The organism is thiotrophic endosymbiont of Bathymodiolus puteoserpentis (Logatchev) (assembly GCF_900127505.1).
In the GTDB taxonomy this organism is placed as follows: domain Bacteria; phylum Pseudomonadota; class Gammaproteobacteria; order PS1; family Pseudothioglobaceae; genus Thiodubiliella.
In genome coordinates, this window is the sequence record NZ_UEXF01000019.1 from 40123 (window position 1) to 54816 (window position 14694).

13 protein-coding genes and 1 other RNA gene are annotated in these 14694 nt (G+C 39.7%); 2 read left to right on the top strand and 12 right to left on the bottom strand.

The genetic code is table 11. The features are described from left to right. The 12 genes from BHECKSOX2_RS02115 to BHECKSOX2_RS02170 form a co-directional block, all read right to left on the bottom strand. On the bottom strand, positions 1-3620 hold a 3620-nt coding region (locus BHECKSOX2_RS02115; protein ID WP_180323618.1), incomplete at its 3' end, for a putative Ig domain-containing protein. Between the two features lie 103 nt (positions 3621-3723). Continuing rightward, the gene (recR, locus tag BHECKSOX2_RS02120; RefSeq protein ID WP_139682263.1) at positions 3724-4311 is read right to left on the bottom strand and encodes a recombination mediator RecR; all 588 of its coding nucleotides are present in this window, start codon (positions 4309-4311) and stop codon (positions 3724-3726) included. A gap of 6 nt (positions 4312-4317) precedes the next feature. Further along, on the bottom strand, positions 4318-4641 hold the full coding sequence (locus tag BHECKSOX2_RS02125) for a YbaB/EbfC family nucleoid-associated protein (RefSeq protein ID WP_139682264.1): 324 nt from the start codon (positions 4639-4641) through the stop codon (positions 4318-4320). Between the two features lie 28 nt (positions 4642-4669). Then, complete coding sequence (dnaX, locus tag BHECKSOX2_RS02130) at positions 4670-6274, bottom strand: DNA polymerase III subunit gamma/tau (RefSeq protein WP_139682265.1); 1605 nt, start codon at positions 6272-6274, stop codon at positions 4670-4672. A gap of 25 nt (positions 6275-6299) precedes the next feature. Beyond that, an RNA gene (gene ffs, locus BHECKSOX2_RS02135) (signal recognition particle sRNA small type) lies at positions 6300-6395 on the bottom strand. A gap of 142 nt (positions 6396-6537) precedes the next feature. Then, complete coding sequence (gene murU / locus BHECKSOX2_RS02140) at positions 6538-7206, bottom strand: N-acetylmuramate alpha-1-phosphate uridylyltransferase MurU (RefSeq protein ID WP_139682266.1); 669 nt, start codon at positions 7204-7206, stop codon at positions 6538-6540. Continuing rightward, on the bottom strand, positions 7203-8135 hold the full coding sequence (locus BHECKSOX2_RS02145; protein ID WP_139682267.1) for an aminoglycoside phosphotransferase family protein: 933 nt from the start codon (positions 8133-8135) through the stop codon (positions 7203-7205). Before BHECKSOX2_RS02145 ends, murU begins: the two co-directional genes overlap by 4 nt. After that, positions 8128-8961: a D-amino acid aminotransferase gene (locus BHECKSOX2_RS02150; RefSeq protein WP_180323619.1), complete on the bottom strand. Its 834-nt coding sequence runs from the start codon at positions 8959-8961 to the stop codon at positions 8128-8130. Before BHECKSOX2_RS02150 ends, BHECKSOX2_RS02145 begins: the two co-directional genes overlap by 8 nt. Then, positions 8961-10094 (bottom strand): D-alanyl-D-alanine carboxypeptidase family protein, encoded by a 1134-nt coding sequence (locus tag BHECKSOX2_RS02155; protein ID WP_139682268.1) that lies wholly within the window; start codon positions 10092-10094, stop codon positions 8961-8963. Before BHECKSOX2_RS02155 ends, BHECKSOX2_RS02150 begins: the two co-directional genes overlap by 1 nt. After that, entirely contained in the window at positions 10091-11101 is a 1011-nt protein-coding gene (mltB, locus tag BHECKSOX2_RS02160; RefSeq protein ID WP_139682269.1) for a lytic murein transglycosylase B, read from the bottom strand. Before mltB ends, BHECKSOX2_RS02155 begins: the two co-directional genes overlap by 4 nt. Before the next feature lie 3 nt (positions 11102-11104). Beyond that, positions 11105-12241, bottom strand: a complete 1137-nt coding sequence (gene rodA / locus BHECKSOX2_RS02165) for a rod shape-determining protein RodA (protein WP_425356603.1) — start codon at positions 12239-12241, stop codon at positions 11105-11107. Beyond that, positions 12238-12600 carry an Mth938-like domain-containing protein gene (locus BHECKSOX2_RS02170; protein ID WP_139682271.1) on the bottom strand — a complete coding sequence of 121 codons (363 nt, stop codon included), beginning with the start codon at positions 12598-12600 and terminating at the stop codon, positions 12238-12240. The genes rodA and BHECKSOX2_RS02170 overlap by 4 nt, the downstream gene beginning before the upstream one ends. A 236-nt stretch (positions 12601-12836) precedes the next feature. On the opposite strand from BHECKSOX2_RS02170, the gene BHECKSOX2_RS10410 reads away from it, so the two are divergent. Together BHECKSOX2_RS10410 and BHECKSOX2_RS02180 are read left to right on the top strand one after the other, a co-directional pair. Further along, positions 12837-13358 (top strand): hypothetical protein, encoded by a 522-nt coding sequence (locus BHECKSOX2_RS10410; protein ID WP_139682272.1) that lies wholly within the window; start codon positions 12837-12839, stop codon positions 13356-13358. Between the two features lie 344 nt (positions 13359-13702). Further along, positions 13703-14677 carry a DDE-type integrase/transposase/recombinase gene (locus BHECKSOX2_RS02180; protein ID WP_139681955.1) on the top strand — a complete coding sequence of 325 codons (975 nt, stop codon included), beginning with the start codon at positions 13703-13705 and terminating at the stop codon, positions 14675-14677. Positions 14678-14694: the final 17 nt, after the last annotated feature.

The window sequence follows — 14694 nt, forward strand, 5'->3', positions numbered from 1 at the left end:
GTAACCTTGCCAAATTCAAAAGCATGTGCGGTAGCGGCAACGGGTGTGGTGTTACTAAAAGATTCAACAGTGCCATTGATTGCTGTTACCACATAATAAACGGTGGCTGTGCCACTTAGCGTCATAGTAATACTGGTAGCAGTCGTATCAGTGGAAGTGGCTGCTGGACTGTATGCCGAAAATTGACTAGGGTCGCTATTGCCTGCTGTTGCAAAGGCGGCATCAGTTGTTTGATAAAGCCTATAAGCAGTTGCACCGGTTACCCCAGCCCATGATAGCGTTACTTCATTAGGAACGCCTGTGGCAACTGCAGTTAATGTTGTAGGGGCTAAGGCTGAGAGTAATGTCGCTAAATTAACCGTTGCAGTAGCGGTTTGACCTGTTGCGTTGGCGGCTGTTACTGTGTACACAGTAGAGGCTCTCACCTCAATTGGGGCGCCACTGATGGTACAAGTTGTGCTGTTAATACTCAAACCAGCTGGTAGTGTAGGAGTTACTGTACAACTGGTAATCGCACCACCTGAATTGCTAAAAGTAATGTCTACGATGGAAGAATCAACAACAGCTACTTGGTCTATACCATTCGCAAGATTAGGGGCGAGTGCATTCACCGTTAAAGAAAAGACAGCAATGTCAGTATTATTTGAGACACTTTTTGCAGTTATTGTGTATAGGGTAGGAGCCCTCACCTTAGTTGGGGTGCCACTGATGGTACAAGTTGTGCTGTTAATACTTAAACCAGTTGGTAGTGTAGGAGCTACTGTACAACTGGCAATCGCACCACCTGAATTGCTAAAAGTAATGTCTGTGATAGCAGAGCCAATAACAGCTGCTTGGTATTCAGCATTCGCAAGATTAGGGGCGGACACTACAATGCCTGCATGACGCAAGAGACCCCATGTTGTGATTGACCCATCGGCTTTAATGGCAGCAAAGGAGCTACCAGTTGAATAAATCTTAGTATAGCCACTACCAGAGGGTGCGCCTGTGCTTCCAAAATCTGGGTTACCCCATGCCGTGATTGACCCGTCAGCTTTAAGGGCGGCAAAGGCATACTTAGTTGAATAAATCTTGGTATAGCCACTATCAGAGGGCGCTATGCTTCCAAAATTTGAGCCACCCCACGCCTTAATTGAGCCATCGGCTTTAAGGGCGGCAAAGGCATCATCAATTGAATAAATCTTGGTATAAACACCATTAGAGGGTGCACCTGTGCCTCCAAAATCTGAGTCACCCCACGCCTTGATTGACCCATCGGCTTTAAGGGCGGCAAAGGCTCTTGAAGTTGAATAAATCTTGATATAGTCACTACCAGCGGGTGCACCTGTGCCTCCATGACTTGAGTGACCCCACGCCGTGATTGAGCCATCGGCTTTAAGGGCAGCAAAGGCACCACTGTTTGAATAAATCTTGGTATAGACACCATTAGAGGGTGCATCTCTACCTCCATAACTTGAGTGACCCCACGCCTTGATTGAGCCATCGGCTTTAAGGGCAGCAAAGGCTCTTGAAGTTGAATAAATCTTGGTATAGTTACTACCAGAGGGTGGTGTGCCTCCAAAGCCTGAGTCACCCCACGCCTTGATTGAGCCATCGGTTTTAAGGGCAGCAAAGGCGCCACCAGTTGAGTAAATCTTGGTGTAAATACCATTAGAGGGTGCACCTGTACTTCCAAAACGTGAGTCACCCCACGCTTTGATTGACCCATCGGCTTTAAGGGCGGCAAAGGCACCATGAGTTGAATAAATTTTGGTATAGCCATGACCAGCGGGTGCACCTGTACCTCCAAAGCCTGAGTCACCCCACGCCTTGATTGACCCATCGGCTTTAAGGGCAGCAAAGGCACGCGTATTTGAATAAATCTTGGTGTAGCCATTACCAGAGGGCGCGCCTATACCTCCAGAACTTGAGGCACCCCATGCTGTGATTGACCCGTCGGCTTGAAGAGTAGCAAAAGCATTGAAGTTAGGGTGATTTGACGCATTATAATATCCACCATTATCATTATTGGCACTAGAAAAATCCACCTCAGTAAAACGGTTTAGTTTGCTAATGACAGATCCCTGTACATTCACCATTAAAGAAAAACTAGTATTGCCAGTATTATCTTTGGCATCTTTTGCAGTTACTGTGTATAGAGTAGGAACTTTCACCTCAGTTGGGGTGCCACTGATGGTACAAGTTACATTGTCAATACTTAAGCCAGCTGGTAGTGTAGGGGCTACTGTACAACTGGTAATCGCACCACCTGAATTGCTAAAAGTAATGTTTGTGATGGCAGAATCAATAACAGCTATTTGGTTTGCACCTGCAGTATTCGCAAGATTAGGGGTGGGCGTTGTGCCTCCAGTAGATGAAGAACCCCACGCTGCGATTGAGCCATCGGTTTTAATGGCGACAAAGGCTTTCAAATTTGAATAAATCTTAGTATAACCATTACCAGAGGGTGCATCTGCGCCTCCAGAATCTGAGTCACCCCACACCGCGATTGTTCCATCGGCTTTAAGGGCAGCAAAAGCACTATGAGTTGAATAAATCTTGGTATAACCACTACCAGCGGGTACACCTGTGCTTCCATAACTTGAATCACCCCACGCCTTGATTGTTCCATCGGCTTTAAGGGCAGCAAAGGCACCACTGTTTGAATAAATCTTGGTATAGACGCCAGTAGAGGGTGCACCTGCGCCTCCATAATCTGAACCACCCCACGCCGTGATTGAGCCATCGGCTTTAAGGGCAGCAAAGGCATACCCAGTTGAATAAATCTTGGTATAGACACCAGTAGAGGGTGCATTTATGCCTCCATCAAGCGAATAACCCCACGCCGTAATTGAACCATTAGTTTCAATGACAGCAAAGGCACCGCCCGTTGCATAAATCTTGGTGTAGCCACTACCAGAGGGCGCACCTGTACCTCCATAACTTGAGTGACCCCACGCCTTGATTGAGCCATCGGCTTTAAGGGCGGCAAAGGCACTCCTAGTTGCATAAATCTTGGTATAACCATTACCAGGGGGCGCACCTGTGCCTCCAGAATCTAAGTTACCCCATGCCTTGATTGACCCATCGGCTTTAAGAGCAGCAAAAGCACTATTAGTTGAATAAATCTTGGTGTAGTTACTACCAGAGGGCGCCGTGCCTCCAGAACCTGAGTCACCCCACGCCTTGATTGAGCCATCGGTTTTAATAGTGGCAAAGGCACCACCCGTTGAATAAATCTTGGTATAGCCACTACCAGAGGGCGCACCTGTACCTCCATAACTTGAGTCACCCCACGCCTTGATTGAGCCATCGGCTTTAAGGGCGGCAAAGGCATATGCAGATGGATAAATCTTGGTATAACCGCTACCAGCAGGCGCACCTGATCCTCCAGAACCTGAGTCACCCCACGCCATGATTGAGCCATCGGTTTGAAGAGTGGCAAAGGCATTGTAGTTGGGGTGATTTGACGCATTATAATATCCACCATTATCATTATTGGCGCTAGAAACATCCACCTCAGTAAAACGGTTTAGTTCAATACTGCTTCCACCTGCAATGGCTGTGTTGATTGAGACAATAAGGGCTATTTTTAATAATAGAATGCGAGTAAAACTTGTATTGAAAGATGTTGAGTTCATTAGAATTACCTTATGTTTTAATATTTTAAGATTATAGCTGACATCTTAAGGTAAGTTTCTTAAGTTTTTTTAATTATTCAGTTTTCTTAAGATAATCAGCCTGTTAATAATTGTAATCTTTGCGCCCTGATAGAGCGTGCGCAATGGTGTTAATATCAGCATATTCAAGTTCGCCACCAATGGGAAGCCCGTGTGCAATTCGAGTAATACGAATATCAAATTGTTTTGCCATGTTGCTGATATAGTGCGCGGTTACCTCACCTTCAATAGTGGCGTTGGTGGCAAGAATGATTTCTTCAATACCTTGATTGTGTAATTTTTGTTCTAATGCATCTAAACCCAGCTCAGAAGCACCAATACCATCAATCGGTGATAGGTAACCACTGAGCACAAAATACTTACCTTTATAAGCACTACTTTGTTCGATGGCGTGAATATCACTCGGTGTTTCAACAATGCAAAGTTGTGTATTTGTTCGATGGTTATTAATGCAGATATTACAAATGTCTTTTTCACTTAAAGTGCGACACGATGAACAGTGCCCAACCTGTTCCATTGCATCTATCAAAGCTTTAGCAAGCTCCATGCCACCATCACGATTACGCTCTAACAAATGATAAACAAAGCGTTGTGCGGTTTTTTTACCAACACCGGGTAGGGCGCAAAATGCTTTATTAAGCGTCTCAATCATAATTAATTAAAAGGGTAAATTCATGCCATTTGGTAGGTTCATGCCACCTGTGGCAGCTTTCATTTTGGTGGCAGAGGCATCAGCGATTTGCCCATTGGCATCGTTGATAGCGCTTAAGATTAAATCTTCTAATAGTTCTTTATCGTTCATCACGCTTGTGTCAATCTGAATATCTGTTGCCTGATGTTCACCATTGATACTAATTTTTACTGAACCACCACCAGCATTACCTGTGGCTGCGAGTTGTTTGATTTCTTCTTGTGCTTGCTGTATGTTGTCTTGCATTTGTTGGGCTTTTTTCATCATGCCTGCCATTCCACCTTTAAACATTCTTTATCTCCTTTTTGACTTAGAAAAATTATAATACTTTAGCTATTTCTTTAATGCTGTTGGCGTTAATAACTGTATTAAAAACTTGTTGTAATTTTTGTACACCTTTATCGGCTAAAAAAGTCTTCTGTAGTACAGCCATTTTTTCATCTCCAGCTTGTGTTTCTTTTTGTGCTAAGGTTTGAGTTTTGAGTTTATTGGCATTGATCTTTAAAGTAATATCACCAAAGTTTGCTTGTAGTGTGGCTTGAATAGTAACTTGAATACTGTTTGTTAGCAGAGTAGAAAATTGCTCATCTAAACTCAGTGTTAGGGTTTGATTATCAGCACTTTCAAACAAGGTGTTTTTGAGTAGTAGTCGTGCTGGTGTATTAAATTCAAGTGTTTTGGTTATCTTTTCCCACTCTTGCTGAGAGTTGATATTTAGTGTTGGTTGAGACGCTTTGGCAATATTTTCTGTGGGTTTTTGCTTGGCTTTAGGTTTGATTTTAAGTTTGGTTTTAGCCGTTTGGCTTATGTTAGGCGTTTTTTTTTTCGATGGTGCTTCTGCTTTAGATGAATTTGAATGAAATGAAAGCATACGCAGTAATGTCATCTCAAATCCAATTTCTTCGCTCGGTGCGAGTGGCAATTCTTTGTTACCATTAATTGCTACATGATAAAACAGTTGTAAATCTTGATTTGAAATTTGAGTAGATAATGCCTTAATATCATCAGAAACTTCTGTAGTGTTAAGGATTTGTGCAATTGATACTTGATGAAACAAAGCGCTTAAATCTTTCAGTGCGTGCGTTAGGTTTTCACCTTTGTGTGATAATTCTCTAACAAAGTTAATACAGGCTTCACCATCTTGATTAAATAAGTGTTTTGCCAAAGTTAGAATATCATCATGATGCACCAAACCAAGCATGGCTTTAATATCTTTCTCCATTACCGAGCCATTGCCATAAGAGATAGACTGGTCAAGTAGGCTAAGTGCATCACGCATAGAGCCATTACCAAAATCAGCGATTTGACCAAGTGCTGATTCTTCATACTTTAAACGCTCAGAGTCCATAATGAACTTCAATTGACCTAAGATTTCTTCATGTGTAAGTTTTTGCAAGGTGAACTGCAAGCAACGAGAGAGCACAGTCATAGGTACTTTTTGTGGGTCAGTTGTTGCCAATAGAAACTTAATATGCTCAGGCGGCTCTTCAAGGGTTTTAAGTAGCGCGTTAAAGCTACTTTTTGAGAGCATATGCACCTCGTCAATCAGATAAACCTTATAACGATTCTTAGTCGGCATATATTGCGCATTTTCTAAAATATCACGCATATTATCAACGCCAGTGTGCGACGCTGCATCAAGTTCTATTAAATCAATTGATTGACCCTTGTCAATTTCAATGCAAGTGGCGCATTTGCCACAAGGCTTGGAACTAACACCGCTTTCACAGTTGATAGATTTAGCAAAAATTCGTGCAATCGTGGTTTTACCAACACCGCGTGTGCCAGTAAATAAAAAGCCGTGATGTAGATTATTACTATCAAGTGCGTTGATTAAGGTTTTAACAGTGTGCGTTTGTCCAACCATTTCACTAAAGGTGTGAGGTCGATATTTACGCGCTAAAACTTGATAAGGTTCGCTCATGTTAGGTTCCAAATTAAAAATGGTAGTGCCAGAATAACATCCAACACATAAAAAAATTATTACCGTTGCTTCCTTCCGGACCTGGCGGGGTTCATAATTATTTATTGTCAGTGCACCCTGACACTACCAAGATTTATTTTATACCATTTTTAAAAAATAAAGACGCTAAAAGTGCTGATAATTGTTTATTTTAGAGAGGCTAAAATGCATAAGATTTGATACTTTTGTGTTTTATTTTTTTTGGCAATAGTATTGTACAAAAATTACGATATTTTAGGATTGTTATTAACTGATTCTAGGCGTTTAGGTGTACCGATGTCCTGCCAGTAGCCCAAGTAGTATTCGCCTGTTAGTTGTCTATTGTTAATTGCTTCTTTGAACAGGGCTGAGAGCGGTAATTTTCCATCGTTGTGTAGATGTGATTGGAAGAAATCTGGGTGGTAGAATCCAACGCCTGAAAAGGTGTAAGTCTGAGTATTAGGCAAAGTGATTTTATTACCAGTTAAAGAGAAATCTCCATTTAGATTGTGCTCAGGGTTGTCAATTAATAACAAATGTGCCAATGAATTATCGGGTAGGGCGAGCGTGGACAAATCGTAATCGCATAATATGTCAGAGTTAATGACAATAAATGGCGCATTCCCAAGTAGTGGAAGTGCTTGAATAATGCCACCAGCAGTCTCAAGTGCATTTTGCTCAATGCTGTATTTAATATTAATACCAAATTTGGCACCATTACCTAAGTATGCTTGTATTTGCTCGCCTAAATAGGCGATGTTAATAATAACATCGGTAATACCAGCGTTTTTTAGTGTGTCAATACTGTGTTCAATAAGTGTCTTATCGTGGACTTTGATTAAGGGCTTTGGCGTGTCTTTGGTGAGTGGCATCATGCGCTCCCCTCTACCTGCTGATAAAATCATCACCTTCATAAAACCTTCTTTAGTGTAGAGAATTCTGGGTATTTATTAGCAATCTGTAGAGCGTATTTTTTAACCAAGGGGATATCGTTTAGGTATTGATGTTTGTCATCACGCATGGATAGGCGTTTAAAAATACCTAAGATTTTTAAATGTCGTTGTAAACCCATTAGTTCAAATTGCTTTTCAAACTGTGAAAATTCAATGTCAATGCTGGCTTGTGTGTAATAATAGTTGAGCAGGGTTTGAATATCATTTGCTGATAATTCTAAATAGGCATCTTTTAATAAGGAACACAAATCATAAGTATTCGAGCCAATAATAGCGTCTTGAAAGTCAATAACAGCAAGCCCACCTTTAATTAGCATAAGGTTGCGTGCGTGGTAATCACGATGCACAAAAACTTGAGGACTGTTAAGTGCATTATTGCTAAGAATGTCAAATATGCTTAAGAGTTGTTGCTTGTGATTATCGCTAGTGTCTTTAGGTAAATACCAGTCAATTAATAGTTGCATTTCACTTTTTAATACAGCATCATCATAGCAAGGCAAGTCATTATTTTTGTCGTTAATTTTTTGAATTTCAACCATTTTATCGATGGCTTTTTTATACAAATTAATTCGGTTGTCTTTGTTGAGCGCTTGTAGAAAAGTAGTGCTACCTAAATCTTCAAGTAATAGAAAGCCTTGCGCTAAATCAGAGGCAATAATTTTGGGTGCATGAAGATTGTTTGCGTTTAATAAAGTGGCAATTTTAACAAAGGTAGCGCTGTCTTCTTTTTCTGGTGGCGCATCCATGGCAATAAAGGTATTGTTATCTCGCTCAATTCTAAAATAACGGCGGAAACTGGCATCGTCACTAGCATTAGTAATGACAAAATCCTCATCGTCAAAAAAATATACCAGCCAATCGGTTAACAAGTCAAGTCGCTGATCAATCATTTTTTAATTGCTGATAATGGTTATAGACACACGCCCAATAGTGGCCAACTTTTCCATTGTTAATGGTGCGGTTGTCTATTTGGGTAATCGGCATAATTTCACGGGTGGAACTGGAAATCCACACTTCATCAGCACCTAATAATTCATCTGTTGTGAAGCCTAATTCTTTAATTTTCAGATGGCAAGCTGTAGCACTTTCTAAGGCTAAATCACGGGTAATGCCTGAAAGAATATGTGTGTTAGCAGGGTGAGTGTGTAGCGTATTGCCTTTAACCATAAAGACATTTGAGGTTGCACCCTCAGTAACAATATTGTCACGATGTAAGATAACTTCTTCCACTTGAGCTTTTTTGGCATTTTGAGCATACATTGTGTTTGCCAAGAGTGAAGTGGCTTTGATATCACATCTAGACCAGCGAATATCAGAACTTGTGATAGCGCTAAAGCCTTGCTCTAAGGTTATTTTATCTTTTGGTATAAGTGGGTTTGATTCAATATAAACAGTGGGGCTTAGACTTCCAAAACTGTGCTTTCTTTGTGTATCGGCACCACGGGTGATTTGCAAGTAGAGTGACTGGTTGTCTGATTGAGAATAACTTAAGAGTTGTTTAAGAGTCTCTAACCATTTGTCGTTGGTATAAGGGTTAGATATTTGAACTGCTTCTAGGCTTTTTTGTAAGCGTTGTAGATGCGCATCTAAGCGAAATAATTTGCCGTGATAGGCTGGGATGACTTCGTACACACCATCACCAAATAAAAAACCTCTATCCATAACTGAAATAGAGGCTTTATTTTTTGCAATAAAGTTGCCGTTTAAATAGACCATTAAAGCCCGATTTTTTCTAATAGTCGTGAGAAAAAACTAGATTCAGCATCTTCAAGTGCGATAATAGGTAGCTTTGCAAGGTTTTCACCTTCTAATTGTAGGATTAAGTGACCGATGCTATCACCTTTATTAATAGGCACTTGAAAATCAGCGTTTAACTCAATTACCTGTTGAGACAATTTGTATTTTCCACGCGGCAGGGTGATTGCCTGTGGAGTTTTAAAGCCAACTTTAATTTGTTTTTTGGATGAGCCAGAAATAGGTATTTTTTTACTAATTTTGTTGATTTCTGTTGTTTCAAAAAAGCGGAAACCGTAATCTAAAATAGTTTGTGTTTGAGCAGTTCTAGCTTGTATCCCTGTTGATCCAAGTACGACAGAAATCAATCGCATGCCAACGCGTTTAGCACTAGCAACAAGGTTGTAACCTGCTCTTTTGGTAAAGCCTGTTTTTAATCCATCTACTGTGTGGTCGCTCCATAGTAATTTATTGCGATTATGCTGTTTGATGCCGTGGTAAGTAAATTCTTTTTGTGAATACCATAGGTAGAACTGTGGAAAATCACGAATGGTTGCTGAGGCAAGTGTCACCATATCTCTAGCGGTAGTGTGTTGGTCTTTATGCGGTAAACCTGAGGCATTTTCAAAGCGGGTGTTATTCATGCCAAGTTCTTTAGCGTATTCATTCATATAAGTGGCAAAAGTACCTTCAGTACCAGCAATATGTTCTGCCAATGCGACAGCTGAATCGTTACCAGATTGAATAATCATGCCTTTAAGTAGTGTTTCAAGTTTGATATTTTTACCTACTTCAACAAAACTCTTTGAACCGCCAGTTCTCCATGCTTTTTTGCTAATTTTAACATCGTCTTCTAAGCTGATTCTATGGTCTTTAATTAATTGAAAGACTACATAAGCAGTCATTAGTTTGGTTAAACTTGCTGGTGATCGTTTTTCATCGGCTTTGCTTGAAGCAATAATTGCACCCGAATGATGGTCCATAACAATATAAGCAGCAGCATTAATTAACGGTGCTTTAGGTGTAATGAAAATCGCTACTTGAGCATTGAGTGATAATGCACTTAATGCAATGATTGTGACTGTAGATAGTCTTTTAATAAGTGTCTTGTTCATAAATTATTACTTAAATCGTATTCCTGTTTTAATTTCTCTGATAATTGGTAAGCCGCCATCGCGTATCTATTGTCGTGATTATAACGGGTTATCACATAAAAATTCCAAAAAGTGAGCCAAGTATCTACATTTATTTTTTGCGGTAAGCGAATAAAAGCCAATTTAGTTTTATTGTCAATGTCTGCATCTATATTCAAACCTTTGTTACGCCAGTGTTTGGCGTTTCTCCGTGGTTTGGAATTGGCGCGTTTGGCGTGCTTTAGATGCTTAATATCCAGTGAAATAGGGCGGGCAATCTCTCCGCCATCATGCCATTGATGCTTGTCAAAATAATTGGCAATTGAGCCAATAGCATCAATAGGGTCTGAAAACAAATCGATTTTTCCATCCTTGTTGAAATCAACCGCATAATGGCGATACGAACTGGCAATGAATTGTGGGAAGCCCATTGCACCTGCATATGAGCCTTTAACAGACAAAGGTGCAATGGAGTTTTCACGAGTCATGAGTAAAAATTGCTCCAATTCTTTTTGATAGAAAGCACGACGACGATATTTTCCAAATGAGCGTTTTGCCAGTGTTTCTAGTGTTGAATGAGCTCCTTTGTTATTGCCATAATGGGTTTCTATACCTAAGATTGCAACAATAATTTCAACAGGAATACGGTAAATTCTTTCAGCACGCTGCAATGTTGCTAAGTTGTCTTGCCAAAATTTAACGCCATTTTTAATGCGATTTTTTGTGATAAATAAACTTTTGTATTTGTCCCATGACATGGGTGGTTTCTTGACACGCTTGCTTCTCCTTCTCTTCTTTTTAGAAGATTTGTTAGTAATTCTAAATTTAACGCTGTGAAAGATGGTTGTTAGCTCATCTTTGTCAAAATCATGTTTTTCCACCATTTTTTCAATGAAGTTTTGTGTGATTTTAAAAGATGTCGCTGGCACCATCTTAGCCGATGCTGCAAATGATACAAGTACAGTAGAAAGTAGAAGTAATTTTAACATTGCTTAGAATTTAGATAAATAATTCGGTGTTTTGTGTTTACGAATTGACATGATAATACCAAAACTCACAAATAGCGTAATCAGTGATGAGCCGCCATAACTAATCAGCGGTAACGGTACACCCACCACAGGAAGTAAGCCAGATACCATGCCAATATTAACAAAAACATAAGTAAAAAAAATAAGCGTCAAGCTTGCACCCAACAATTTAGAAAATGTATCTTCTGATTCGAAAGAAATGACAAAGCAACGCCAAATAATTAAACCGTAAAAAAACAATAGCAGTAACACACCTAAAAATCCCAACTCCTCTGCGATAACTGCAAAAATAAAATCGGTAGTATGTTCAGGCAAGAAGTTCAGTTGAGATTGTGAACCTTGCTCAATGCCTTTGCCTAATAGGCCACCAGAGCCAATAGCAATTTTAGATTGTAAGATATGATAACCTGCGCCAAGCGGATCTAAACTTGGGTCAATCATTGTCATAATGCGCTTCTTTTGATATGCTATTAATAAGTAATTCCAAGCAACATAGCCACTCCCAATGATCACACCAAAAATTACACTAAGATTGAGCCATTTGTTGTGCTTAATAATTTGAATACGAAACCCTGAGAAAAACAACACATACAGTCCGCTAGCACCAATGAGTAGCGATGTGCCTAAATCAGGCTGTTTGGCAATTAGCAGAACTGTAGCAGCAATTGCAGCAATTGAGCCGAGTGCTGACATAGGTTGTGGTGGTAGTGTTTTTTCACTAAGGATTGAAGCAATCGCAATTGGCACAATAATTTTCATTAACTCTGATGGCTGAAAACGCATAAAGCCTAAATCTAGCCATCGTTGAGCACCGCCACTACTGGAGCCAAATAGTAACACCAATAACAGTAAGAAAATACCAAACAACATCAAATAAGGAGAGTAATGCCTAAGTAAATAAAGTGGTATTTGTGCAACAACCAGCATTACACTAACGGCAAGTGCAAAGTGCACTATTTGTTTGAAGATCAACCCCATTGATTCAGATGCACTATAAAGCATTAATAAGCCAAACATACTAGTACCCAGTAGTATTAAAAATAATGGTGTGTCCATTTTAAAGTAATGCCAATAATGGCGGAGCTTATCAATTCGTGTCATAACAATAACAGTCCGACTAATCTTGCATCAGATAATAACAAATTAAAACATCGACAAGCCGATTCACTGTTCATACTTTCAACGCCAATGTTCATTTGTTGTAGTGCGACTTGCTGTAGTGGATTTAAAAATTGACTATATTCACCAGTACCGATAATCAAAATGTCAATATCATCTTTTGAGCTGAGTGGAAATAATGCTATTTTATCCAACCGCTCTAATGTTAAATCAGGAGTTTGCGTATGGTGCTTAGGTGAGATAAAGCAGGGCGTACTAAGCGTTGTATGTGACAAGGTCACCATATCATTTTCTATGGAAACAATGCTATTTCGATTGTTATCTTGCTGATTAAATTCCACTTTGAAAAATTGGCGTATTTAATGATGTAGGAAAGCATTATAACAGCCAAAGCTTTATACAAATTTATTTATCTCTGTATTACAAAACCCCAGCAACTTAAGACAACACACATTAATCTTTATTGTTTAAAGTATTATTGATTTAATGTGGTTACTGTATAATATTTACTTGCCAAGATGAAAGTCTGGTATATAAAGTGTATCAATGGTGATTCGCTAGTTTATGGGGAGATTTTATGAAAAAAATTATCGCAATCGCTGCTATAGTAGCAGCATCAACAGCTTCAGCTGGCTGGTTTAATAACGGCAACAATGGCTATAACGGTTACAATGGTTATAATGGCTCTAACAACTGGGGTCCATTTGATGGTGGCTCTAACTGGGGTCCTATGAGCGGTGGCAACAATTGGGGTCCATTCAATGGTGGCTCTAACGCTGGTCCATTTAATGGCGGTTCTAACGCTGGTCCATTCAATGGTGGCTCTAACTGGGGTCCATTCAAGGGTGGTAATAACTGGCTGAATGACACAGACTTTGGTATGAATTTCAACACTAAAAACAAGACTGATAATACTGCTTCAGGTGTTGCATCTGGCAATGCTGATGGTAGAGCAGACGCTACCGCTTCAGGCGAAGCCGATGCATATGCCAAAGGTCAGGCCGATGCATATGCTAAGGCACAAGCTGATGCATATGCTAAGGGTTATGCTGATGGTAAGAACGGTTACTACAACGGTGACAGTTCAACAGCTAAGTAGTTAGTTGTATTAGCTGATTGATTTTTCAGCACAGAAAAAAGCCATCCTTTAGGGTGGTTTTTTTTCGTCTTTTGTTAAATTACGCTTTAGAAAACAGACTTTCTCATACACAATTCGTACTTAGGTAGCCTGTATTATTAGGTGTCCAGTTCCACCACGTTATTCCAGTTTGAGCATTTGAATCAATAATTCTCAAGCCACTTACAATCGTCATTTTAAGGGTTTGAGTTTTTGCTTGCAAAAAGCTAAAAAATAAAAACTCAAACCCTTAAACTTCCCCCCTAAATTAGGGTGGTAGTTGCCGTAACATATTAACTTTTTTTCTACTACAAAAAGGAGAATATATGAAACAGAACTACCACATGAATGCGAATACTAATGCACATTCAAGAGCGATTATACACGGGGCTAAGGCTTCGAATACTACCTTAGCACACCGCTTTGGTGTTAGCACTAAAACCATTGCCAAATGGAAGAGTCGTGATTTTGTTAAAGACAAAACCTCAAGACCAAAGACAATACACTACGCTTTAAATGAGACCGAGCGTGAGATTATTCGAGTAGTACGAACCCTCACTTGGTTAGAACTTGATGACTTAACTGATAGTATTGTTGCCTGCATGCCAAATGCCAATAGGAGTAATGTATATCGCACTTTGGTGTGTTTTGGCATTAACCGAGTGCCACAAGAAAAGAAACAACAAGCCTCTACATTTAAGGAATATGAGCCTGGATATTTACACATTGATGTTACCTATTTACCAAAACTAGCGGGTAAGAAGCAATATTTGTTTGTTGCCATTGATCGTGCTACTAGGGTGCTTTATTTTGAGATTTATGAGAATAAAACCGCTATCAATGCCGTTGAGTTCCTTAATAATTGCAAGGACTTTTATCCTTTTACAATTACGCATATATTAACTGATAATGGCTTAGAGTTTACTGATAAGTTTGTCACTAAAGACAAGCAAGTTAGTGGTAAACACAAATTTGACAAACTCTGTTCACGCAGTGAGATTGAGCATCGATTAACACAGCCTGCAACCCCTAAAACCAATGGCATGGTCGAGCGCGTCAATGGCACGATTAAGAATGCAACAGTTAAGGCGATAACGTATCAAAACATTGATGAAATGAAGCAAGATTTGAACAAGTTTTTGATTTTTTATAATTTTAATCGTGGACATGGTGGACTTAGAAAAGAGATTAAGGTAAGGACGCCTTATGAGGCTTTAGAGTATTGGTATAATTTGAAGCCTGATTTGTTTATCAGAAAGCCTGATATGTTTCGGAGTGTGGTTTTTGAAAGTAGGGAATAACGTGGTGAAACCTGACA

What these genes read in the sequence shown, in the direction of transcription:
- recR (WP_139682263.1), bottom strand. Translation starts at nt 4,311, where the DNA reads ATGATTGAGACGCTTAATAAAGCATTTTGCGCCCTACCCGGTGTTGGT.
- BHECKSOX2_RS02125 (WP_139682264.1), bottom strand. Translation starts at nt 4,641, where the DNA reads ATGTTTAAAGGTGGAATGGCAGGCATGATGAAAAAAGCCCAACAAATG.
- dnaX (WP_139682265.1), bottom strand. Translation starts at nt 6,274, where the DNA reads ATGAGCGAACCTTATCAAGTTTTAGCGCGTAAATATCGACCTCACACC.
- murU (WP_139682266.1), bottom strand. Translation starts at nt 7,206, where the DNA reads ATGAAGGTGATGATTTTATCAGCAGGTAGAGGGGAGCGCATGATGCCA.
- BHECKSOX2_RS02145 (WP_139682267.1), bottom strand. Translation starts at nt 8,135, where the DNA reads ATGATTGATCAGCGACTTGACTTGTTAACCGATTGGCTGGTATATTTT.
- BHECKSOX2_RS02150 (WP_180323619.1), bottom strand. Translation starts at nt 8,961, where the DNA reads ATGGTCTATTTAAACGGCAACTTTATTGCAAAAAATAAAGCCTCTATT.
- BHECKSOX2_RS02155 (WP_139682268.1), bottom strand. Translation starts at nt 10,094, where the DNA reads ATGAACAAGACACTTATTAAAAGACTATCTACAGTCACAATCATTGCA.
- mltB (WP_139682269.1), bottom strand. Translation starts at nt 11,101, where the DNA reads ATGTTAAAATTACTTCTACTTTCTACTGTACTTGTATCATTTGCAGCA.
- rodA (WP_425356603.1), bottom strand. Translation starts at nt 12,241, where the DNA reads ATGACACGAATTGATAAGCTCCGCCATTATTGGCATTACTTTAAAATG.
- BHECKSOX2_RS10410 (WP_139682272.1), top strand. Translation starts at nt 12,837, where the DNA reads ATGAAAAAAATTATCGCAATCGCTGCTATAGTAGCAGCATCAACAGCT.
- BHECKSOX2_RS02180 (WP_139681955.1), top strand. Translation starts at nt 13,703, where the DNA reads ATGAAACAGAACTACCACATGAATGCGAATACTAATGCACATTCAAGA.